Genomic DNA, 22714 nt, shown 5'->3' with positions numbered 1-22714 from the left:
GAGGTGAAGAGTTATGAAATTACGTGCGAACCGTGTGGGCGAGCAAATGAAAAAAGAATTAGGCGACATTATCAGTCGTAAAATTAAAGACCCACGTATTGGATTTGTTACAGTAACAGATGTACAGGTAAGTGGAGATTTACAAATTGCTAAAGTATATATTTCTGTTTTAGGTGACGAAGAACAGAAAGAAAATACATTAAAAGGTTTAGCGAAGGCAAAAGGCTTTATTCGTTCAGAAATTGGCCAACGTATTCGTCTTCGTAAAACACCGGAAATTTCCTTCGAGTTTGATGAGTCTATTGGATATGGTCATCGAATTGATACACTTTTACATCAAATTAATAAAGACGGTAAACGTGAAGAATAATGGATAGACATTTGTCTATCCATTTTTTCAATGTAAAATAAGTTTTGCATAATTGCAATTACTATAAAAGAATAACGATGAGGTGAGTATATGGAAGGTGTAGTATTATTACATAAGCCAAAGGGAATGACATCACATGATTGTGTGTTCAAATTAAGAAAGATATTGCGTGAGAAACGAATTGGTCATACAGGGACACTGGATCCAGATGTAACAGGAGTATTACCTATTTGCGTTGGGCGTGCAACAAAAATTGCGCAATTTTTAACAAGTGAAACAAAAACATACGAAGGTGAAGTGACATTAGGATTTTCAACAACAACAGAAGATGCTTCTGGTGAAGTTGTGGAGAAACAAGATGTAAATCGTGTCATTACACGTAAAGAAGTAGAAGAGGTACTAGCGGAATTAACAGGGACAATTGAACAAATGCCGCCGATGTTCTCAGCTGTAAAAGTTAACGGGAAAAAACTATACGAATATGCAAGAGCAGGACAAGAAGTTGAACGTCCAGTTCGTACAATTACAATTCATGAATTTGTATTACTTGATGAACGTGAAGTTTTTGAAGGGGAAAATATTTCATTTCGTTTCCGTGTAACGTGTAGTAAAGGAACATATGTAAGAACACTAGCAGTAATGATAGGTGAAAAACTTGGATTTCCATCACATATGTCTCACCTTGTAAGAACAGCATCTGGTGAATTTTTACTAGAAGATTGCATATCATTTGAAGAAATTGAAGAAAACGTGCAAAATGGAACAGTAGAGTCTATTTTCATCTCAATTGATGAGGCGCTAAGTAAGTTTCCAAAAATGGTTGTAGATGAAAAGCAAGCTGAAAAAATAAAGAACGGTATGTTCTTAAAGAATGAATTAGAAACAACAGCACCATTTATTACAGTATTTGATAAAAATGATCGTTGCTTAGCAATTTATGAGCATCACCCAAAACACCCTGGAATGCTAAAGCCAATGAAAGTACTTGTGAATAATCAAGAACTAAAGCTATAATGAATTATTGGAAGGATTATTACAGAAAAAGGTGAATTCAAGCGTGAAACTTATTCATTTAACTCATCCACATGAACAAAATAAAATAGAATTACCACCTACTGTAATGGCATTAGGATATTTTGATGGCATTCATTTAGGACATCAACGTGTGATTCGAACAGCGAAAAAAATAGCGGATGAAAGAGGATGTAAAAGTGCTGTCATGACGTTCCATCCACACCCATCTGTTGTATTAGGAAAAAAAGAAGCGCATGTGGAGTATATTACACCGATGCGCCTTAAAGAAGAAATCATCGCAAGTTTAGGAATTGATATCTTATATGTGGTGAAATTCGATGAGCCATTTGCTGGATTATTACCACAGCAGTTTGTCGATGAGTATATTATTGGTTTAAATGTAAAGCATGTAGTAGCAGGCTTTGATTATTCATATGGACGTTTAGGAAAAGGGAAGATGGAGACTTTACCATTTCATGCAAGAGGGGAGTTTACACAGACCGTGATCGAAAAAGTTGAATATCAAGAAGAAAAAGTAAGTTCTACTTCATTACGAAAGTTAATTCGAAACGGTGAAATGGAACAAATTCCATCTATTTTAGGGAGAGCTTACACGGTAGAAGGAACAGTTGTACACGGTGATAAGCGTGGACGTCAAATTGGTTTTCCAACTGCAAATGTAGGTTTAAGTGATGAATATTTGTTGCCACCTGTAGGTGTATATGCGGTAAGGTTGAAGGTTCATGATGAATGGTATGATGGTGTGTGTAATATCGGATATAAACCAACTTTCAAAGAGAATGAGCGTCAATTATCTATTGAAGTGCATCTATTTGAATTTAATAAAGACATATACGATCAAAGTGTTACAGTGGAATGGCACATGCGTATAAGAGAAGAAAAAAAGTTTAATGGAATTGATGAGTTAGTTGCGCAAATCGCTCAAGATAAAAAGGTTGCCGAAGAATATTTTGCGAGCGTAAAGAATATACTTGCTTTTTCAAATGAAAAGTAGTATTCTATGTTATGTACTTTATGACAACCATTACTTGGCATTGCGACTCACCGATGCTTGCTAGGTAACTGGGGGTTTAATTATTAGGAGGTGAAATAGGATGGCTTTAACACAAGAGCGTAAAAACGAAATCATTGCACAATTTAGAACTCATGAGACTGATACTGGTTCTCCAGAGGTTCAAATTGCTGTCCTAACGGAGCAAATTAACACTCTAAACGAGCACTTACGTACTCACAAGAAGGATCATCATTCACGTCGTGGTCTATTAAAGATGGTTGGTAAACGTCGTAACTTACTTACTTACCTTCGTAATAGCGATATCACACGTTACCGTGAATTAATCACAAAGCTTGGCTTACGTCGATAGTCAAAGAAGCGGGAATATTCCCGCTTTTTTGTTAGGTAAAAATATATCTTCTACTCTTTATAGCTTACTTAATTTTCGGCAATACTAGAGGAAAGAATATTGTGATATACTACCCATTTACATAGAAGAATTGAATATTTTAAATTGAGAGGGGTACTTAAATGAGTCAGGAAAAGCAAGTCTTCTCGATAGATTTAGCTGGTCGTCAGCTAACAATTGAAACAAGTCAGCTTGCAAAACAAGCAAACGGAGCAGTATTAGTAAGATATGGCGACACAGCAGTTCTATCTACAGCAACTGCATCAAAAGAGCCAAAAAATGTAGATTTCTTCCCGCTTACAGTAAACTATGAAGAGCGTTTATATGCAGTTGGAAAAATCCCAGGCGGTTTTATTAAGCGCGAAGGCCGTCCAAGTGAAAAAGCAATTTTAGCAAGTCGTTTAATTGACCGTCCAATCCGTCCACTTTTCGCAGATGGTTTCCGTAATGAAGTACAAGTTGTCAGCATCGTAATGAGTGTTGATCAAGACTGTTCTTCTGAGATGGCAGCTATGCTTGGTTCTTCATTAGCATTATCTATTTCAGATATTCCATTTGAAGGTCCAATCGCAGGTGCGACAGTTGGTCGTATTAATGGCGAGTTCGTTATTAATCCAACAGTAGAACAGCAAGAACAAAGTGATATGCACCTTGTTGTAGCTGGTACGAAAGATGCAATTAACATGGTTGAAGCAGGAGCGGATCAAGTACCTGAAGAAACAATGTTAGAAGCAATTATGTTTGGACACGATGAAATTAAACGTCTAATTGCATTCCAAGAAGAGATTGTACAAGCTGTCGGTAAAGAGAAAACAGCAGTGAAACTTTATGAAGTGGATGCTGATTTGAATCAAGCTGTACGTGAAATGGCTGAGACAGATATGCATTCTGCAATTCAAGTGCACGAAAAACATGCACGTGAAGATGCAATTAGCGTAGTGAAAAAGCGTGTAATTGAGCATTACGAAGCTCAGGAAGCTGATGCTGATACATTAGGACAAGTAAGTGAGATTTTATATAAAATTGTAAAAGAAGAAGTACGTCGTCTTATTACAGTTGAAAAAATCCGCCCAGATGGTCGTAAAGGTGACGAAATTCGTCCTTTAGCATCAGAGGTTGGCATTTTATCTCGTACACATGGTTCTGGTCTATTCACACGTGGACAAACGCAAGCATTAAGTATTTGTACATTAGGTGCATTAGGCGATGTGCAAATTTTAGATGGTCTAGGTGTAGAAGAGTCAAAACGCTTTATGCACCATTATAATTTCCCTTCATTTAGTGTTGGTGAAACAAGACCAATGCGTGGACCAGGTCGTCGTGAAATTGGTCACGGTGCACTAGGAGAACGTGCTCTTGAACCTGTACTTCCATCTGAAAAGGATTTCCCATATACAGTTCGTCTTGTATCTGAAGTATTAGAATCAAATGGTTCAACTTCACAAGCGAGTATTTGCGGTAGTACATTAGCGATGATGGATGCGGGTGTACCACTTAAAGCACCAGTTGCTGGTATTGCAATGGGTCTAGTGAAATCTGGTGAGCATTACACAATTTTAACAGATATTCAAGGAATGGAAGACCATTTAGGTGATATGGACTTTAAAGTAGCAGGTACTGCAAAAGGTGTAACTGCACTACAAATGGACATTAAAATCGATGGTTTATCTCGTGAGATTTTAGAAGAAGCATTACAACAAGCGAAAGTTGGTCGTATGCACATTTTAAATCACATGTTATCTGTTATCGCGGAACCTCGCATTGAGTTATCTGCGTATGCTCCGAAGATTATTACAATGGCAATTAACCCAGATAAAATTCGTGATGTTATTGGACCAAGTGGTAAACAGATCAATAAAATCATTGAAGAAACTGGCGTTAAAATTGACATCGAGCAAGATGGTACAGTATTCATTTCATCAATTAATCAAGAGATGAATGAAAAAGCGAAGAAAATTATCGAAGATATCGTTCGCGAAGTACAAGTAGGCGAAATCTACTTAGGAAAAGTTAAACGCGTTGAAAAATTCGGTGCGTTCGTTGAATTATTTAGCGGTAAAGATGGACTTGTTCACATTTCTGAACTTGCACTTGAGCGTGTAGGTAAGGTAGAAGACGTTGTGAAAATCGGTGATGAGATTTCAGTTAAAGTTATCGAGATTGACAAACAAGGTCGTGTAAACTTATCTAGAAAAGTATTGCTAAAAGAAGAGCAAGAAAAAGAAGCAGCTAAAGAAGAAGCAGCTAAAGAAGAAAACGCACAAGAGCAACAATAAGTGAAAGCCAGTTTAGCTGGCTTTTTTTGTTATGTAAAAAATGTGATTCATTTAGATTTTTATGTGAGTATAGGTATAGTTTTCATCATAACGCTCAAATTAACAAAGATAAGAAGAAAATGGTTTCTTTTTTATAGTTAATGGGAGGGTTTATATGAAAGCTCGTATATTAGCGTACATATTTATATTTTCTTTATATATGGGTTGTGGCTCTTATTCCGTTTTTGCGCAGGATAACTTGCATGAAGAGATTCAAAAGCATGTAAAACAGTATGAGATTATGCCGCAAAATGCGATGATTGATAAGATTTGGAAGGCGACGCCTGGGTATAATGGAAAACAAGTGGATATAGAAGCGTCCTATAATAATATGAAGAAAATCAAGAAGTTTGATCAAAAACAACTTGAATTTAAGGAAGTATCACCGAGTGTTCACTTAGAAGATTTACCACCAGCTCCCATTTATCGAGGACATCCACATAAAAAGATGGTGGGATTAACAATTAATGTGGCCTGGGGTAATGAGTATTTGCCACGTATATTAGAGATATTGAAAAAACATGATGTGAAGGCGACTTTCTTTTTAGAAGGACGCTGGGTGAAAGAAAACTTACGATTTGCCAAAATGATTGTCGATGCAAATCAAGAAGTAGGAAATCATTCTTACACACACCCTAATATGAAAACGCTGTCTACAGATGAAATACGAGATCAATTACAAAAAACGAATCGAATGATAGAAGCAGCTACAAATCAGAAAGTGAGATGGTTTGCTCCGCCAAGTGGAAGCTTTCGGGATGAGGTAGTAAAAATAGCGGATGATTTCCAAATGGGGACGATTATGTGGACTGTAGATACAATTGATTGGAAGCGGCCAGAACCGGGTGTGCTATTGCAGAGAGTAATGCGAAAAATACATCCAGGTGCTATTGTGCTAATGCATCCTACTTCATCTACAACAGAAGCGCTAGATACTATGATTAAAAATTTAAAGGAACAAGGATATAAAGTGGGGAATATTACAGAATTACTAGATGAAAAACGTGTGGATTAAATACATTTGCATGACATTCATCTCTAAACTTGTTATCATTAAATAATAGCAATTATTTAGAGAAACTGGCATTAGGAGGAAAGTTTTTGATTAAAAAATATACGTGTAAAAATGGTGTAAGAATTGTTATGGAGAATATACCAACTGTACGCTCGGTTGCGATTGGTATATGGATCCACGCAGGTTCAAGAAATGAAAATGAAAAAAATAATGGGGTTTCGCACTTTTTGGAACATATGTTCTTTAAAGGGACAGAAACGCGAAGTGCAAGAGAGATTGCAGAATCATTTGATAGCATTGGTGGACAAGTAAATGCTTTTACTTCAAAAGAATATACATGTTACTATGCGAAAGTGCTAGATGAGCATGCTAAATATGCATTAGATGTTTTAGCAGATATGTTCTTTAATTCAACATTTGATGAGGAAGAACTGAAAAAAGAGAAGAATGTTGTATGTGAAGAAATAAAAATGTACGAAGATGCGCCAGATGATATTGTGCATGATATGTTAACGAAAGCGACATATGAAACGCATCCGCTTGGATATCCTATTTTAGGAACAGAAGAAACGCTTGAAACATTTACAGGTGATACGTTACGTCAATATATGAAAGATCATTACACACCTGAAAATGTTGTTGTATCAATTGCAGGGAATATTGATGAAGCATTTTTACAAACTGTAGAGCAATATTTCGGTAGTTACGAAGGGACAACAAATCGTGAACAAGTACATAGCCCAATTTTCCATTTCAATAAAGTAGCACGTAAGAAGGAAACAGAACAAGCTCATTTATGTTTAGGATATAAAGGCTTGCAAATGGGACACGAAGATATTTATAACTTAATTGTATTAAATAATGTTTTAGGCGGTAGTATGAGTAGCCGTTTATTCCAAGAAGTACGTGAGCAACGTGGGTTAGCGTACTCAGTATTTTCTTACCATTCTTCTTATGAAGATACAGGTATGTTAACACTTTACGGTGGAACAGGTAGTAAACAATTAGATACACTGTATGAAACAATGCAAGAAACGTTAAATACGTTGAAAAATACAGGTATTACAGAAAAAGAGCTTGTTAACAGTAAAGAACAATTAAAAGGAAACTTAATGTTAAGTTTAGAAAGTACGAATAGTCGTATGAGCCGTAATGGTAAAAACGAATTGCTTCTTCGTAAACATCGTTCTCTTGATGAGATTATTGAAAGTGTAAACACTGTAACAAAGCAAAATGTAGACGAGTTAATTCGCAATATGTTTACCGATGAATTCTCTGCGGCACTTATTAGTCCGGATGGAAAACTGCCAAAAGGAATGAAACTTTAATCGATCTTGTAATTCATTCGCTTTCGGAAATAACCGTATCTCTTTTATATGAGATACGGTTATTTTTTTTATATATGCAGAATAGGTACTTATTATAGGATAACCTTCATAAAAAGTAGGATAGGGGGAGATTTAATGCGTTTAAGTGAATTAAGTGGCAAAGAGATTGTGGATTTAGAAAGAGCAGAAAAAATGGGAGTTTTAGGTCATGCAGATTTAGAAATTGATGAGAGAGATGGAAAAATACAAGCGCTTATTATACCTGCTGGGAAATGGGGAGGTTTTAAAAGAGAACAGCAAGAAGTGAGAGTAGAATGGAGCAAAATAAAGAAGGTTGGAAATGATATGATACTTTGCGATCTTACGAACCATTCAAGATCATAGTGAAAGATGACCATTTTGGTTGTCTTTTTTTTATCTTTATATAAAGAAAATAAATCACGTGTGCATTTTGTTTTTCAATCACCTCAAACGCGTACATTACATATGATGTGGAGGAAAAAGAAAAAGTAGGCATTTTTCTTATAAATGAAAGAAAAAGAAGGTGAATTAGGGAATGTTGACTGAGATGCATATTGCTGTCATAGGAGGAGATGCACGGCAGCTAGAAGTAATTCGCAAGCTAGTCGAACTGGACGCGAAACTTTCATTAATAGGGTTTGAACAGTTAGATCATGGCTTCACAGGGGCAGCAAAGGAAAGTATACAAGATTTAAATTTCACTTCTTTAGATGCGATTATTTTGCCGGTTGCAGGGACGAATGCCAGAGGAGAAGTAGATACTATTTTTTCAAATGAAAAAGTTTCCATAACGAAAGAACAAATTGAAAAGACGCCAGAAAACTTCACTATATATTCAGGTATTGGTACACCTTACTTGGAAAATCTCGTAGCTACTACAAATCGCAAACTTGTAAAATTATTTGATCGTGATGATGTTGCAATCTATAACTCTATTCCGACCGTAGAAGGTACACTAATGATGGTTATTCAACATACTGATTACACAATTCATGGATCGAATGTAATGGTTTTAGGATTTGGTAGAACTGGTATGAGTGTTGCAAGAGCCTTTCAATCATTAGGAGCACATGTCAAAGTTGGAGCGAGACGTTCGGAACATATTGCTCGTATTACAGAAATGATGTTTTCTCCTTTTCATATGCAAGACATAGAGAAAGAAGTAGGTAATATCGATATTGTTATTAATACAATTCCGCATCTCGTTGTGACAGCGAATGTTATTTCAAAAATGCCAGCTCATACGCTAGTTATTGATTTAGCTTCTAAGCCAGGTGGCACGGACTTTCGCTATGCGGAGAAGCGTGGAGTGAAGGCACTATTAGCACCTGGTCTTCCTGGGATTGTTGCACCGAAAACAGCAGGACAAATATTAGCGAATGTTCTTTCTCAGTTATTAATAGCAGATGCAATCGCAAAGGAGGATGATGAGAAATGAGTTTGAAGGGAAAACGAATTGGTTTCGGATTTACAGGCTCACATTGTACGTATGAAGAAGTTATGCCACATTTAGAGAAGTTAATTGCAGAAGGTGCAGAAGTACGTCCCGTTGTTTCTTATACTGTCCAATCAACAAATACTAGATTTGGCGAAGGGGAAGAATGGATTAAAAAGATCGAAGAAATAACCGGTTTTAAGGCAATTAATTCAATCGTTGGCGCAGAGCCACTAGGACCGAAAATTCCACTAGATTGCATGGTGATTGCACCACTAACAGGGAATTCGATGAGTAAATTTGCAAATGCAATGACAGACTCTCCAGTATTAATGGCAGCAAAAGCGACGCTTAGAAATGGGAAGCCTGTCGTGTTAGCTGTTTCGACGAATGATGCTTTAGGGCTTAATGGAGTAAATCTAATTACACCAACAAGGTGACGACAAAGCATAAACGCTTATATGTCGCCATCTTGAGGGAGCTTAGGGTAAAGCACAAGTTCGAAATCATCGAGCCTTTGCCACTTTTCCTTTTTATAAACAGCCTTTTCTAAAACTGACTTTAGGAGGCTGTTTTTCTTTTTGGGATCATCTGTTTTAAAGTACAGATCAAGAACATGCTCCACTTGAGGTATTGTGTCTTGCTTGACTTTTTCCTTCTTAATTTCGGTTTTAATTTCTTTCTTTAAGTTTTCCATAGTGGAAGTAATTTCAGTTATACGGTCAGAAACTACATTCGAGCGTTCTAAAAACATATCGACTGTGTAAACACCACGTTCTAATAAATCATGTAAATTATTTTTTTGTTTTTGGACATCCATTAATTCTTTTTCAAGCTTGCGTAATGCAGCTTCATTCATTTGAATGACTTGTGTTTCTTTTAATTTGTCATCTTGCTTATGTTTTTCAAAATCAGCTTTATAATTGATGTACCATTCTTTTAATGCCTCGAGTAAACGCTTCTCAATTAATTCAGTATAACTTGATTTGTTTTCACAGCCACGGTGTTTACAATCCATTGTTTCTTTTCGGTTCTTCGGATAACGTTGGACCATGCTATAACCACATTTACTACATTTAATAATGCCAGCTAGAGGATTTTTAATTCCGTTCGTATTGTAAGGAACGTGATATCTTGAGTTTAATTTTTCTTGTACTTGTTCAAATAAACTTTCCGGTATAATTGGCTCATGTTTGCCATCAGCAATAATCCAATCTGATTTATCTTGTCTTGCACAACTACGTTTCACAGCGTCAGGACGTTTTACTTCTTTTCTCTTTTGCCAAGTAACCTTTCCGATGTAAACATTGTTTTTTAATATATCTAAGATGCTGTAGGGGTTCCATTCATTACCTAGTTTACTTTTGTAGCCAAGATCATTTAACTTGTTCCTAATTGCATTTGCTCCCATATCCTCATTTGCATACCAATCAAATATCATTCTAACGACAGAGGCTTCTTCTGAATTAATTGTTAAAGTACGTTCTCGCTTATTTAAACGATGGATATCATATCCGAATGGTGCATGTGTACCAAGGTAATTACCAGCCTCTACACTAGCAACACGACCTCGTTGCATACGTCGTGTAATAATCTTTAACTCCTTACGAGCCATAAACGCTTCAAATTCGCTGTATTCTTCATCCCACTCATCATTAAGGTCATAAGTCTTCCTAGGTGTCATAATCTTCGTATTCGAGCGTTTAAACGTCTCTAAAATGATTCCTTGCTCTTTCATACCACCACGACCTAAACGGTCCATATCCATGCAAAGAACAGCATCATATTTGTTATCTTCAATTTCTTCAAGTAGCGCCAACATTTCAGGGCGTTTCACTAAGCTCTCACCAGAAACAATTTCCTCACGGACAGCTAAAATATTTAAGTTCATTTCCTTGGCAATTTTCAGTAGGGTAGAGCGGTGTTTTGCTAAAGTTTCACCTTCGCCACGTGCTTCGGCTTCGAGATCGGCACGGGATTTTCTTAGGTAAATCGCAGTTTTCATAATATGGAAGTCCCCCTTAAGTATTACTAATTTATACGAAAAGAAATTTAGAGAAAGAAGTAATAATATGAATTAAAAAGAAAAAGCTCCAATTAATGGAGCTTTTATGCATAATTTGCAATTTCTATATTTTCATTTGGATTTATATGTTTAATCTTGTTGATAATTGATTGGATTTCTGCATTTCTATCATAAATTATACTCTCTTGGCCGAATTCGTTCATAATAGCTTTTTGTAAGAAATCTTTAGAATCAAAGTAGTAAGTTGCTCTTATTATTTGATTAAGATCTTTAAAAGTTAAGTCTACTTTCGTCCCGGCTTCACTATAAGAGAAATTCACACCAACATAGTCAGGGTCTTTAGCATTTTCTAATAAGTCTTTAGGGAATACAGGATTAAGATAAATTGCTTTCCACAATTGATCACGCAATTGATTAATCATTTATTTCACCTCATATTATTGATTCTATTAATTTACGCAGATAAGGAACTAAATCATTATCTAAGTAATTTTCCGCAAAATTATAATCATTAATTGTCCATAAATCTCTGTCGCTAAATCGCTTCTTCAATTCATTATTAAGGAAAATAACAATTATAGCATCATTCGTTCCTTTATCCAATATCCATTTATCTTTTAGAGAAAGTTTAGAGAGTTCGGTTCCTTTTGTATCCAAATTATATTCTTGAAGTAGAGCCGCTGGTAAATCATATTGAATCTTTTGATTGAACTCTTCTCTTAATGTTAATCTATACTTTTTAGGGTTATTAATCAATGGATTGAACTCATAATCTTGAGTTTCTTCATTAATTAAACGTCGTAATTCAGACTCACTCGCCTTTTTAAATGTTTTTCTTAGTTCTGCAATTTTTTGTTGGATTTCTTTTTCATGCTCTTCATATTTTTGAGCAGCCAATGTGTATTCATAGTATTCCGTACTAAAATATAGTTCTCCTTCGGTTGCAACTATTCCTATATCTTTTGTATTTTTAGAAATTTCTTTTTCTAATTTCTTTTCTTTAGATTCGTGTTTTTTAACATCCTCTAGGATAGCGCAATACTCTTTTTCTTTCTTGTATTCTTCCCATAATTTATCTAGGCCTAGCTCTTTATGAGCGATAACCACACCGATATTATCTGAAGGGCTTTTACTTTCTTCGTCAGGTATTCTTCTTAAGATTCTACCTATGAATTGAGAATATGGCGCTAAGCTTCTATATGGTCTAAAGATGGCTGCAATAGATAAGTAAGGGTGATCATACCCTTACTTATCTATTGCAACATGTATTACGACATCAGTCTGATGACTCTCAATCATACGAAATGCTTCAATTTTATCGCCCTTTTTCATCTTACTATGGACAATAACTGTTCTTAATCCTGTTTGCTCATACAATTTTTTAACATCTTCAGCATGGTTTATACTACAACAAACAGCAATGATTTTGTGTGGTATTTTATTTTCTTGTATTTTTTCTTTCCAGTGTTCTATGCTGGAATCCACAATTTGTTGATTACATGCATCAGAAAGGGCTACACTACGTGAAATATAATCTTCATCTCTAATGCCAAGTTCTCTAATTTCTTCTAACGTATATGTTTGTGATGAATCATTATCTAAAGTTAAATGTAATTTTTCTGGTTTAAGAACAAAGTTTTTTAATGTTTTTACGATACCTTCATTCATTGCTTGTCCTAGACGATAATTTACAATGATTTTGCCTTCAATTTCTTTTCGATCAGTTCGAAATGGTGTACCAGTGACTTTTAGTACTTTGGCATTTTTAAAGTAATTTAATGCATCCTGCCAGGTCTTAGCGGGAGAATGATGTGCTTCATCGATAATAATCATATCAAAGAAATCTTCATTGACTTTTTTTAGTAAAGATTTTCTATATTGAGCTGATAGTTTATGAATATTCAAAATTACAATGTTACTATTATGTAATTCTTCATCTAAAGTTTTATTATCGTACTCAAGTACTACAGGGAGATTTGGAAAATCTTCGAACACATGATGTTTCAACCAAAAATTACTTGGTGAAGATGGATCAAGAGAATCTACTACATGATCTTTAATTACTAATTGAGGAGTTATAATAAGAACTCTTCCCTTTGATATACCGAATGGGGCTATTGCCATAACACCAGTTTTACCCGCTCCAGTAGGCAAAATAGCTACAGCTGGTTGGCTGGACTTTTCCAATAAAAAGTGATTGGCAATTTTAGCATATGACTGAATTTGTGCCTTTCTTAAGCTAGAATTGTCAAGAATATTAGGTTCAGGTATTACCTCAGTAAAATAACGTTCATTAAATTTCATGATTATTTCCTCCTAATTAGTTTATGTAAAAATTATATTAAACCGAAAACTACTAAATATAAAAAATAGTTTCGATAAAAATATTTGTATTATTTAGGAATATAAAATGTCAAATTGAATGGGATTTTTAAACCTGATTAATAGGTTTTTAGTTGAGAAAATCCTCCAGGTATCCCATGAATCTCCGCGATTTCTTGAATAGATAAACAAGTATCTTCATAAGTAGAAACCATTTCATCGGTAAGTAACAGCTCAACAGCAAATGTATTTGCTTCAATTTCTAAACGATCTACTGAAAAGAAAGTTTGGTTGCGTAAGAAAGGAGTGTTTGCTTTAGGATGAAGTACAGCATGACCTAATTCATGAGCACAAACAAATCGTTGAGTGATTTCGTCAATTTGACTATTAATATGAATGAATTTAAATCGTTTATAAGTGTTGTAAAAGCCAAGGGTATTCCCAAGGTCTTCAAACAACACTATGATATTTTTTTGTTTAGCGATTTCAAATGGATTTGTGGTTTCATGTTTTTGTGCGATGTATAGTACGTATTTTTTTATGTCCATTTTTCGCTCCATTTAATCTTTTTTATACTTGTTTGGAGTGAATTTTTGTTTCGCCAATTGTTTTGCCATACGCATAGAATTTTCCAGAGAGATACGAATCATTTCCTTTGTATGTTCATCGATAGGTTCACCATCGAACATAAGGGCATTCTCGCTATTTTCTAGATCTTCTAAAGTTTTTTCTAAGTCTTTGGCAATATCACGTTTTTCTTTTATAGATAAATTAGATGGTTCACTAGATACCATTTCTTTTTTTTGTGTCCTATCTAATAAATAATCAATTGATACTTCAAAAAAATCTGCGATTTTCTTTAAGGTATCATAATCTGGTTCACGTTGACCTTGTTCATAATTAGCTAATTTTCCTCTTGAAAAGCCTAATCGTTCAGCAAGCTCATATTGACTTAGCTTTTGTTTTTTCCTGAGTTCTGAAATCTTTTTTCCAAGCATAAATTCTGCCCTCTTTCTAAATAAGAATAGGTGCTTTGTTTCTTAATTATAGAAACGTTTAGTTTCTAAATCTATAAAGGAAACAAAAAGTTTCTAATAAATATTGACAGAAACGATTTGTTTCTTTATATTAGGTGTATGAGGAAACGAATTGTTTCTTTAGGGAGGTGAACTAGTGGATAAAAAAAGAAATAAAATGATTGAGTTTAGAAGTGTCCAATCGAGAATAATGGTAGCAAAGAAGTTGGAAATTACTCCTCAAATGTTAGGAGCGATTGAACGAGGTGATAGGACACCCTCATTAGAGTTGGCCAAAAGAATAGCTGAATTGTATAAAACAACAATTGATGATCTTTTTTTTGGTTAAAAAGGAAACGAATTGTTTCTAAGGAGTGAGGAAATGTCAAAACTTCAAATGGCAGTACCAACAGACCCGTCGCATAAACATATAAAAAGCACTTCAAGAGGTGACACCATGAGCCAACAAGAAGAATATGCGGCGACTTATGAATTTGGAAAAACGAAAGTCCATGTTGTGGCTCCTGAGCCAAAATCACAAAAGGATATTGATAAAATCCGTCAAGCATATTATAAGGCTGGTTGGGCCATCATCAAAGAAATACAAGTAAAAGAAAACGTTGAGGAATAGTTCCTCTCTTTTTATACGAAAAGTAGACAAGTTACATATGTATTAAATCCATTGTAACCATTCGAAAGCTAAATATGGAGGCGAACAGATATGGGAACAAGCATATACTGCAATTCAGCAATAGGAGAATTATTACAGAATGCTAGAGAATGTTGTGACAATGTTCAGCTGAAAACGAAGAAAGGACTATCTAAGTACCTTGGTATTACACATGAACGATTAACTCGAATTGAATCTGGACTTTCTAAACCAGAATTTGAACTTGCAATGGATTGGTGCCATGCAACAGGAGCAAAGTTGAATCAACAAGCAATCAAACATATTTATGGTGTTGGGTTACCGCCTACAGATCCACGCTTAACCCAAGATGTAAATCTACAATTGATGAACTACATTAAGCAAGCTGAAGAGGGCATTGCGGCAGCGAAAGAAATCATGAACTTACAAGTTGCAACAAGATCATGGAAGATTGATGAAAAGAAGAAACATGAATACGCAGTTCATGCAAAAGAAATCTTCGATACAATCCAAGCTACTCAGTGTGTAGTACAAGCTCTTGAACAAGTTCATTTTGGCATTATGGAACAAATACAAAGAAGTTGGTTGCAAAAGGCTATGGCGGAGAACGTTATTATTCAATCGGTGGATAGCTTAATGACTTTAACAAAAGTTTTATAAAGGAGGAAATGTAAATGACAGTAGATTACAAGAATCCAAGCTTAAGAGAATATAAGGAACTAATTCGTTATGATGCAAAGTTAACTGGTGAAATAAAAATAGCTAAAACATTTGGTGATGATAAAAAGTCAGGAGAATTACAACAAGAGAAAAAGTTAGTGGGAATTCGAATCAAAATTATTGAGGCATCATTTACTTTAAAACATAAGTGGACAAAAGAAAAAGCTACCGCCTAGACAACAGTAGCTCGCAATAAATTCTACAAAGTAATTATACCATTTTATTCATTATTTGGACAAGCCACTGTGCTTGTCGTTATGACCAGAAAGGGATTATTGTTCCTCCCTTACCTCTACAAAACTCTTTTCTGGTTGTAACGATGCGTACAGCATCAACTCAAACAGAAAGGAGATGTAATTCATGAACGATAAAAACAATCGTCTTCATGATCTAGTTCTTCCTGGAGATTTTTCATTTGCGAATAAACTTCGTAACTGTATGAGTGAATGTATTTATTACATTTTTAATGCAGAATCAATCGAAGAATCAAATCACTGGGAAGAAGAGCTGGAGCGATGTATGAGGGAATTTAAAATGCTTCGTGATACAAAAGAGGAACATGAGGCATCGATGAGTTATCGAGTAGTGATTAAAGATTTAAGAGCAAGAGGAGTTAACGCTTCGCTGGTAACACGTAGAAAATAAAAAGATCTATCACTTGGCAGAGTGATAGACAAACGGTCTTGCAAAAGATCTTAGGATTAATTATATCAAATTAGCATTCGTATAACAACGGAGTGTGCTACATGCTTTTAGACAAATCATTACATAGAGTGTTGCTGAACCCTAAAGTGTTTCAACAAGCAACATCAGAGCAACACCTAATTTACTTAGTAAAACAATATCTCAAAATAGGATATAAGAATTATCGCTTATTACGTGTAGAGGACGGATTCGCGATATGTAAACGGGAGGATGAATAATATGGCAGTTTATAGACCAGTACACGTTTCATTTTGGCAGGATTCATTTGTTTTAGATCTTACACCGGAGGAAAAGTATTTCTACTTATATTTGATGACAAACAGTAAGACGTCTCAATCAGGAATCTATGAGCTTCCACTTCGTATCATTGAAACGGATACAGGGTACAACCGCGAAACTGTTATGAAGCTATTAGAACGTTTTGTTGAGTATGGAAAAATTAATTACAACCAAAAAACAAAAGAGTTGTTCTTAATCAACTGGTTGAAATTCAATCCAATTAAAAATGTAAACATTGAAAAGTGTGTTTTAAAAGAAATTCAATCTGTAAAAGATCAAGATTTTCTGGTTGATTTCTATGAAACATGTTTGCAATTAGAACGTGAACAAGATTTCAAAATCCCTCGTATCAAGGAGTATTTATCAGTCCGTTTGGAGGGGCTTATAAGGGGCTTCCAAGACCCTAGCAAGGAAGAAGAAAAAGAAGAAGAAAAAGAACAACAACAAGAAGAACGCGCAGGCGCGGAAGAAGTTGTTGAGGTTAATCCAATTTCTTTTTACGAGCAGAACTTCGGATTCATTACACCTTTTATCGCAGATGGTATTCACGCTTGGATAGATGATTTAAATGCGGAGCTAGTTGTAAAAGCTATGGAGATTGCTTTAGAGAAAAATACGAGAAACATGTCTTACGTAAATACGATTTTACGAGATTGGCATCTTAAAGGTTTTAAAACGATAGTAGATGTTGAAGTAGCTGATAAAGCATTTCGTACTCAACGATTAGCAAAGGCACAACAACCGACGCAAGCTCCTTATCAACAGAAAGGCTTATCAGAATCTACTAAGAACGTAATACAGCAGCAACAATCATGGGAGAAAAACATTCCAACGGATGAAGAACTTGCAGCACTTAATCAACAAAATGGGTGGATGGTTCAATGAGTAATGATATGATTCGTAACGCAGAAGCCGAACAAAGTGTTTTAGGTAGCATAATCCAAGAAGGCGATTTAATTAAAGATTGCCAGCTAAAGGCAAAACAGTTTTCTTTACCAACACATCAAGTGATTTTTAAAGCGATGAGAGAGTTAGAGGATGCTGAGGTTCCAATAGACCTTGTCGCTCTCATGGGAAAATTCGATGAAAGCTTTATGAATCAAATTGGCGGAATTGGATTCTTTGTAAACTTGACAGAAGTTGTTACCACAACAAAAAACTTTTCGTATCACGAAGGTTTAGTAATTGAGGCGTGGAAGATGAGACATGCTCAGGAGGTTGCTGGTAATTTATATAATCGTCTTCAGCAAGAAAGAGATATGAGCGCTATTAGTACATCGATTGATGAATTAAGCGCAATTGAAGAAACAGGTTATTCAGATGATTTTAACCTAAAGGAAACGCTCGTTGATTTATATAAAAAAATGCAAGTTGATGTTGGAGATTTAACGGGAATAAATACTGGCTACGATGAGTTGAACAGAATGACAGCTGGACTACAAGAAGGGGACCTAATCATTGTTGGTGCACGTCCTTCGATGGGGAAAACAGCTTTCGTATTAAACGTTGCTTATCATGCAGCGAGTTCTAATACAGCAACAGGCGTCTTTTCACTAGAGATGGGAGAAGAACAGTTGCTTAAGCGGATGATCTCAAGTACTGGAAATATAGATGCTACGAAATTAAAGAATCCTAAAAAACTATGTAATTTAAAGGATTGGGAAAAGATTAGCCAAGCAATGGGGTTAATAAACGATTTGCCTTTAGAAATATACGATAAAGCAAATGTAACGATGCAAGAGATTTACGCAAAGACTAGGAAACTAAAGCGCAAATACCCAGACAAAAAGGTGCTAGTCGCAATTGATTACTTGCAGCTTATTGTAGGTGACCCAAAGCACAAAGGGAATCGCATGCAAGAGATCGGTGAGATTAGTCGTAAGCTAAAACTTATGGCAAGAGAACTAAACGTATGCGTGGTTGCATTATCGCAGTTAAGTCGTGCTGTTGAAAGTAGACAAGATAAAAGGCCGTTGCTCTCAGACCTACGTGAAAATGGTCAAATTGAGCAAGATGCGGACTTGATCGCATTCTTATATCGCGAAGATTATTACGACCGTGAAACAGAAAATAAAAACATAACGGAAATCATTTTAGCGAAACAGAGAAATGGTCCAGTTGGTGTTGTTGAACTAGCATTCATTAAAGAATTTAGTAAGTTTGTAAATTTAGAGCGAAAGTTCAATCATCAACAGGATGCCTAATCATGTTGTTACGGCAGGAAGTAGAGCGTAGAAAACTAGCAATTATTCGTAAATTATTGGGATTAGGATTAACTGAAATTAACGGACAAACATTAGATCAACTAACGTTAACGCAGCTTGAAGGAATTTTAATAGCAAGCTTGCAGGTATTGGAGGGGAAAAAACAATGCCAAAGCAATTAACAATTTTTGACGTGGAACCAGTTGTATCATTTGATCCTAAGAAAGCTCATATTCAATGTTTGAATTCAAAATTACGGTATGCAGATGTGGTTGTACAAATACCACGTCAAGCCAAAGCGATTGATGAATTAAAACCAACGACAGCGCCTGATGAGCGGTATGAGTTATTTGAAGATTACGCAATTGGAATTTGGCGTTATAAGCGAGCGGAGGACAAGAATTTTGTATGGGAAGAAGCGGAAGAAATTTGTAAGCGAGCAAGAGATGAAAAAGAGCCGATTCCAATTCGGCTCCATCTATCACTGGAACAATTATTTGTTCCGGAAAATGTTTTGCAATATTTATAGACAAATAAAAAAAGCTGAGATCACTCTCAACTTACTCCGACAAAGTAATTATAACATATGGGAGTGATCTTGATGGGAATTAGAAAAGAAAATCTTGTAGAAATGACGGCTGAAATAGATTTGAAAACAAACGGAATATATGTTGTTAAAAATGGTCAAGTCCAACTAATAGAACCACCTCAAGGTGGATTTGGTGAACAATCATTTGTATATCAAAGTGGAAAAGTAATTCGGATGGAAGAACGAAAAACACAGTTATTATAATCAAATTTGAATTTTATTAAGAAACAAGGAAGAGATTTGGAGGGATATGTATAAGTCCCTTCATAATATTCATAGGGACTTTATAGTGAAATTTATATCTAAACAAAATTTTCCGCTTGCACTACCGGGTTCGGTGAGAAGAATGGTAACTACTTTGATGTCTCCAATTGTTTTGGAAATCGAATTTCCAGGAGGGATTGTGAAAAGAATTGAGTTACCAGTGTTTTGTTGCACATTAACTTCAATAAGTGAGCTTTGTATACTGTTAAAAATCGTGACAGTAGCAGTAACAGGTTGATCAATTCTCTTTTCCCAAACTTCTAGAAAGGTAATGTTGTCACTAAGTAAAAAGTTACCACAAATGTCATTGCATACAATTTTTTGTTCTTCTTGTGGTTTGGGTAATACATCACAGACTGGGATAGGAAAAGCACAAGGGATTGTAATGGAGTATTTAAAATCCCTAAAATTTTTTTTCATATATAATGCCTCATTTCTATAAATTGAAAAAGATATTAACCCAAAAATGAATTAATATCTTTTTCTTTAAAAGCTAAGCTACTTGACGGGCAGCATCAACACAAACTCTACCACTAACAGGTTGGCCAGCGGTACCAGAAAAGGCATCCAATGTTCCTATGTTTGACACAAAAACAGTTTGACTATTTCCTGGAGTTATTGGGCCAATAATGTTTGTACCATTATTCGCTAAAAAAGCAGTAATAGTACCACTTGTAGGATTATTAGTTAAAGTAACATAGCCAGAAAGGACTGGACCTCCAGTATTATTAAATACTACAGCTCCACCCACTTCATCACCTCCAGTTGTAGTGAAAGTATTGCATGTAGAAACAGATACAAATTGTGGGTCTGGACAACAACACATATACATCATCCTTTCATTTATTAGATGGTGATTATTGGAATAATAAAGATCCTTTCATTTATTAGATGCTTGTTTTTAATATAGGTCACGGCTCTTAGGAAGTTGGTTCAAATACAAGGGAAGTTACGTATTATATTGATTGCAACAAGAAGTGACTTATTACGAGTGACTTATAACAAAAGCGTTATTTGAATACAAAAGGGGGAAATGAGAAATGGAATACATTGAAAAAGCAACTAAAGATATTAGAGAAAATTGGTTTGAAGATCATGTAGCTGAAATTCAAGGTGAAGAAGGATTGCAGGTTATTTACTGGGGCAAGCCTGGAACGAATATGTATCGCACTAAATTTGTTCTTTCAGGATACAACGTGTTCGTTTCTGGTGATATTGGAGAAGCGGTGTATAACCTTACATGTCCAGCGACATTAGCAAACATCAAGGGATTCAATTTAGGATATTTCACTGAAAAGTTAACAGCATTTTGTGAGGAACGTTGGAATTTCGATGAAGAAAAGGCTAAAAAGGAACTTGATGAATATTGGAAAGAATACAACATGAATGAAACGGAAGATGGACAAGAAGTATATGACGGCATTATTTCAGCAATCGGTGAGAGTTCATCTATGGAAAGTTACCACTTTTGGTTGAGTGATGTCTATCATAATAGCTCATTAGATTCTGACACGATGGAAGATGTTTGGAATTTCGGTGAAAGGTTACCACGTCGCTTAATTGGTTATTGGTTAGGGCTGCAAATGGCAATTGAACAATTAGAGAAAAACAAACCTGCAGCAGAAGAAGTGACTTTATAACAAAATAGTTATTTTAATTAAAAAGCAGTTAGCTTTTGCTAGCTGCTTCACTCACAGGGAGTTCTCTTTATGTAATTTAGATAAAGAAGCTAGCCATTAAAAATATAGCTCCTATCAAAATTAGAGAATCAACTAAAATCAAGAACTGTTTTTTCTGTGGTTTTCGAACTTCCTTTATTAATCTAAAAACTGCACTTATTCCGAAACAGATGTATAACAAAATCATTATTGTTTTTATCATTATTAACACTGCTCTCTTTTGATTAAAATAATGATCAATTATGGATTTTAGATACTTAATAATTTATGCGGGTATGGGTTGTTTGAGGAATGGGCAATAAACATGTGTTTTTAATCTTCTAAAATAAATTTATTAGAAGGTAAGTTATAGGATATAGCTATATTAAAATGAATTGGCTAAAAGAAGAAGACAAGAGGCGACATAATTGCTATAACACTTGGTGAGGATTGGTATAAAAATTTCATTTTGTAGAATAGATGAAACTAAAAAAGAGCACTTATTTACGGTGCTCTTTAGGGGAAAAGTGAAATGTTGAAAAGTAGATTAGGGTTTCTTGCTTCGAAATAATATATGACCATTTCAACGTAATGTGAAAATGAATCACTAATGCTAAATACTTGTTGAAAAAAGAATCCTTTCTAGATTATTGACTGCCAGAGCTTCAAGGAATAATTAATTTAACTTTTCAATTACAATTGAAGCATTTATATTGGTTTGTGTTCCACCCGCTAAAGTCTGCAAAGTAACTGCAGCAGCGGAAGTATGATTATTAAGGGTAAGAATATCATCTGCGGCTAAAGTGAGAACTGTTTGCCCATTGTTTTGTTGAGTTCCTGCACCTGATCCATAAACGGAGTTGGTAACGGGAGCCCCGTTTAAAAAGAGTGCAAATTGATTAGGCTCAACTCCTGATACAGAAAAAGAAATTTTATAATCTCCCGCATTAATAACTGTCATCTGAGAAGTTCCAAGAGTATGAGTAAAACCGGATGTGATTGTGCCGTGTGAATTAAAAAGAATAGGTGCTTCTAAGGCAATAACTTGAGCTGCTGTATTGAAAACATAAGCATACTGAGATAAACCAGATGTTGTAAGCCCAGAAGGCCCGGTTGGCCCGGAAGATCCTGTCGCTCCAGTTATTCCGGTCGGTCCCGTAGGTCCTGGAGGTCCACCGGAAGATCCTGTCGCTCCAGTTATTCCGGTTGGTCCCGTAGGTCCTGGAGGTCCACCGGAAGATCCTGTCGCTCCAGTTATTCCGGTCGGTCCCGTAGGTCCTGGAGGTCCACCGGAAGATCCTGTCGCTCCAGTTATTCCGGTCGGTCCCGTAGGTCCTGGAGGTCCACCGGAAGATCCTGT

28 protein-coding genes and 2 pseudogenes are annotated in these 22714 nt (G+C 35.5%); 21 read left to right on the top strand and 9 right to left on the bottom strand.

The window, feature by feature from the left end; genetic code table 11:
* Nucleotides 1-13: 13 nt before the first annotated feature.
* From rbfA to dpaB, 10 genes and pseudogenes are all read left to right on the top strand, one after another.
* A complete protein-coding gene (gene rbfA, locus ABH957_RS00150) occupies nucleotides 14-370 on the top strand; it encodes a 30S ribosome-binding factor RbfA (RefSeq protein WP_002146104.1) in 357 nt (118 codons plus the stop codon).
* A gap of 90 nt (nucleotides 371-460) precedes the next feature.
* On the top strand, nucleotides 461-1384 hold the full coding sequence (truB, locus tag ABH957_RS00145; protein ID WP_002033681.1) for a tRNA pseudouridine(55) synthase TruB: 924 nt from the start codon (nucleotides 461-463) through the stop codon (nucleotides 1382-1384).
* A gap of 43 nt (nucleotides 1385-1427) precedes the next feature.
* Nucleotides 1428-2399 (top strand): bifunctional riboflavin kinase/FAD synthetase, encoded by a 972-nt coding sequence (gene ribF / locus ABH957_RS00140; RefSeq protein ID WP_404457827.1) that lies wholly within the window; start codon nucleotides 1428-1430, stop codon nucleotides 2397-2399.
* Nucleotides 2400-2499: 100 nt separating this feature from the next.
* A complete protein-coding gene (rpsO, locus tag ABH957_RS00135; RefSeq protein ID WP_001229392.1) occupies nucleotides 2500-2769 on the top strand; it encodes a 30S ribosomal protein S15 in 270 nt (89 codons plus the stop codon).
* Nucleotides 2770-2930: 161 nt separating this feature from the next.
* Nucleotides 2931-5084 carry a polyribonucleotide nucleotidyltransferase gene (gene pnp / locus ABH957_RS00130; protein WP_113936805.1) on the top strand — a complete coding sequence of 718 codons (2154 nt, stop codon included), beginning with the start codon at nucleotides 2931-2933 and terminating at the stop codon, nucleotides 5082-5084.
* A gap of 154 nt (nucleotides 5085-5238) precedes the next feature.
* The gene (locus ABH957_RS00125; protein WP_113936806.1) at nucleotides 5239-6138 is read left to right on the top strand and encodes a polysaccharide deacetylase family protein; all 900 of its coding nucleotides are present in this window, start codon (nucleotides 5239-5241) and stop codon (nucleotides 6136-6138) included.
* Nucleotides 6139-6224: 86 nt separating this feature from the next.
* Nucleotides 6225-7466 carry a M16 family metallopeptidase gene (locus tag ABH957_RS00120; protein WP_002088150.1) on the top strand — a complete coding sequence of 414 codons (1242 nt, stop codon included), beginning with the start codon at nucleotides 6225-6227 and terminating at the stop codon, nucleotides 7464-7466.
* Nucleotides 7467-7601: 135 nt separating this feature from the next.
* The gene (locus tag ABH957_RS00115; protein ID WP_002014571.1) at nucleotides 7602-7850 is read left to right on the top strand and encodes a YlmC/YmxH family sporulation protein; all 249 of its coding nucleotides are present in this window, start codon (nucleotides 7602-7604) and stop codon (nucleotides 7848-7850) included.
* A gap of 172 nt (nucleotides 7851-8022) precedes the next feature.
* On the top strand, nucleotides 8023-8925 hold the full coding sequence (gene dpaA / locus ABH957_RS00110; RefSeq protein WP_002128797.1) for a dipicolinic acid synthetase subunit A: 903 nt from the start codon (nucleotides 8023-8025) through the stop codon (nucleotides 8923-8925).
* A pseudogene (dpaB, locus tag ABH957_RS00105) lies at nucleotides 8922-9347 on the top strand (dipicolinate synthase subunit B); the annotation flags it as partial. The gene dpaA and the pseudogene dpaB, both read left to right, overlap by 4 nt.
* Nucleotides 9348-9379: 32 nt before the next feature.
* On the opposite strand, the gene ABH957_RS00100 reads toward dpaB, so the two are convergent.
* The 6 genes from ABH957_RS00100 to ABH957_RS00075 form a co-directional block, all read right to left on the bottom strand.
* On the bottom strand, nucleotides 9380-10927 hold the full coding sequence (locus ABH957_RS00100) for a recombinase family protein (RefSeq protein ID WP_404510584.1): 1548 nt from the start codon (nucleotides 10925-10927) through the stop codon (nucleotides 9380-9382).
* 104 nt (nucleotides 10928-11031) lie between these two features.
* Nucleotides 11032-11370 carry a hypothetical protein gene (locus ABH957_RS00095; RefSeq protein WP_098330495.1) on the bottom strand — a complete coding sequence of 113 codons (339 nt, stop codon included), beginning with the start codon at nucleotides 11368-11370 and terminating at the stop codon, nucleotides 11032-11034.
* Nucleotides 11371-11380: 10 nt separating this feature from the next.
* On the bottom strand, nucleotides 11381-12055 hold the full coding sequence (locus ABH957_RS00090) for a hypothetical protein (protein ID WP_404510582.1): 675 nt from the start codon (nucleotides 12053-12055) through the stop codon (nucleotides 11381-11383).
* A gap of 138 nt (nucleotides 12056-12193) precedes the next feature.
* Nucleotides 12194-13252 (bottom strand): DEAD/DEAH box helicase, encoded by a 1059-nt coding sequence (locus ABH957_RS00085; RefSeq protein WP_404510580.1) that lies wholly within the window; start codon nucleotides 13250-13252, stop codon nucleotides 12194-12196.
* A 137-nt stretch (nucleotides 13253-13389) separates the two neighbouring features.
* A complete protein-coding gene (locus tag ABH957_RS00080; protein WP_404510578.1) occupies nucleotides 13390-13818 on the bottom strand; it encodes an ImmA/IrrE family metallo-endopeptidase in 429 nt (142 codons plus the stop codon).
* Nucleotides 13819-13830: 12 nt separating this feature from the next.
* Nucleotides 13831-14268: a helix-turn-helix domain-containing protein gene (locus tag ABH957_RS00075; protein ID WP_404510577.1), complete on the bottom strand. Its 438-nt coding sequence runs from the start codon at nucleotides 14266-14268 to the stop codon at nucleotides 13831-13833.
* Between the two features lie 175 nt (nucleotides 14269-14443).
* On the opposite strand from ABH957_RS00075, the gene ABH957_RS00070 reads away from it, so the two are divergent.
* The 10 genes and pseudogenes from ABH957_RS00070 to ABH957_RS00025 all read left to right on the top strand — a co-directional run bounded on the left by ABH957_RS00070 (nucleotide 14444) and on the right by ABH957_RS00025 (nucleotide 19636).
* A complete protein-coding gene (locus tag ABH957_RS00070) occupies nucleotides 14444-14635 on the top strand; it encodes a helix-turn-helix transcriptional regulator (protein ID WP_404510575.1) in 192 nt (63 codons plus the stop codon).
* Nucleotides 14636-14668: 33 nt separating this feature from the next.
* Complete coding sequence (locus ABH957_RS00065; RefSeq protein WP_404510573.1) at nucleotides 14669-14917, top strand: hypothetical protein; 249 nt, start codon at nucleotides 14669-14671, stop codon at nucleotides 14915-14917.
* Nucleotides 14918-15007: 90 nt separating this feature from the next.
* The gene (locus tag ABH957_RS00060; protein WP_404510571.1) at nucleotides 15008-15595 is read left to right on the top strand and encodes a sporulation sigma factor-processing peptidase; all 588 of its coding nucleotides are present in this window, start codon (nucleotides 15008-15010) and stop codon (nucleotides 15593-15595) included.
* 14 nt (nucleotides 15596-15609) lie between these two features.
* A complete protein-coding gene (locus tag ABH957_RS00055; protein ID WP_404510569.1) occupies nucleotides 15610-15831 on the top strand; it encodes an RNA polymerase subunit sigma in 222 nt (73 codons plus the stop codon).
* Nucleotides 15832-16015: 184 nt separating this feature from the next.
* Nucleotides 16016-16300, top strand: a complete 285-nt coding sequence (locus ABH957_RS00050; RefSeq protein WP_404510567.1) for a hypothetical protein — start codon at nucleotides 16016-16018, stop codon at nucleotides 16298-16300.
* 279 nt (nucleotides 16301-16579) lie between these two features.
* On the top strand, nucleotides 16580-17524 hold the full coding sequence (locus ABH957_RS00045) for a DnaD domain-containing protein (protein WP_404510565.1): 945 nt from the start codon (nucleotides 16580-16582) through the stop codon (nucleotides 17522-17524).
* Complete coding sequence (dnaB, locus tag ABH957_RS00040; RefSeq protein WP_269481040.1) at nucleotides 17521-18843, top strand: replicative DNA helicase; 1323 nt, start codon at nucleotides 17521-17523, stop codon at nucleotides 18841-18843. Before ABH957_RS00045 ends, dnaB begins: the two co-directional genes overlap by 4 nt.
* Before the next feature lie 2 nt (nucleotides 18844-18845).
* Nucleotides 18846-19035: pseudogene (locus tag ABH957_RS00035) on the top strand (hypothetical protein).
* Complete coding sequence (locus ABH957_RS00030; RefSeq protein ID WP_201052825.1) at nucleotides 19010-19372, top strand: cell division protein SepF; 363 nt, start codon at nucleotides 19010-19012, stop codon at nucleotides 19370-19372. Before ABH957_RS00035 ends, ABH957_RS00030 begins: the two are co-directional and overlap by 26 nt.
* A gap of 72 nt (nucleotides 19373-19444) precedes the next feature.
* Nucleotides 19445-19636, top strand: coding sequence for a DUF3954 domain-containing protein (locus tag ABH957_RS00025; protein WP_000512858.1), 192 nt, complete (start codon nucleotides 19445-19447; stop codon nucleotides 19634-19636).
* A 69-nt stretch (nucleotides 19637-19705) separates the two neighbouring features.
* On the opposite strand, the gene ABH957_RS00020 is transcribed toward ABH957_RS00025, so the two are convergent.
* Both ABH957_RS00020 and ABH957_RS00015 read right to left on the bottom strand, forming a co-directional pair.
* Nucleotides 19706-20116: an S-Ena type endospore appendage gene (locus tag ABH957_RS00020; protein WP_269481041.1), complete on the bottom strand. Its 411-nt coding sequence runs from the start codon at nucleotides 20114-20116 to the stop codon at nucleotides 19706-19708.
* 73 nt (nucleotides 20117-20189) lie between these two features.
* Entirely contained in the window at nucleotides 20190-20522 is a 333-nt protein-coding gene (locus ABH957_RS00015; protein WP_002088126.1) for an S-Ena type endospore appendage, read from the bottom strand.
* Between the two features lie 214 nt (nucleotides 20523-20736).
* On the opposite strand from ABH957_RS00015, the gene ABH957_RS00010 reads away from it, so the two are divergent.
* Nucleotides 20737-21336 carry a hypothetical protein gene (locus ABH957_RS00010; RefSeq protein WP_201052823.1) on the top strand — a complete coding sequence of 200 codons (600 nt, stop codon included), beginning with the start codon at nucleotides 20737-20739 and terminating at the stop codon, nucleotides 21334-21336.
* 694 nt (nucleotides 21337-22030) lie between these two features.
* Here ABH957_RS00010 and ABH957_RS00005 read toward each other — a convergent pair.
* A partial coding sequence (locus tag ABH957_RS00005; protein WP_483862337.1) for a BclA C-terminal domain-containing protein occupies nucleotides 22031-22714 on the bottom strand: 684 nt, incomplete at its 5' end.

This window comes from Bacillus sp. RC242 (assembly GCF_044908245.1).
Taxonomy (GTDB): domain Bacteria; phylum Bacillota; class Bacilli; order Bacillales; family Bacillaceae_G; genus Bacillus_A; species Bacillus_A mycoides.
This window is presented reverse-complemented; position numbering and strand designations above follow the sequence as displayed.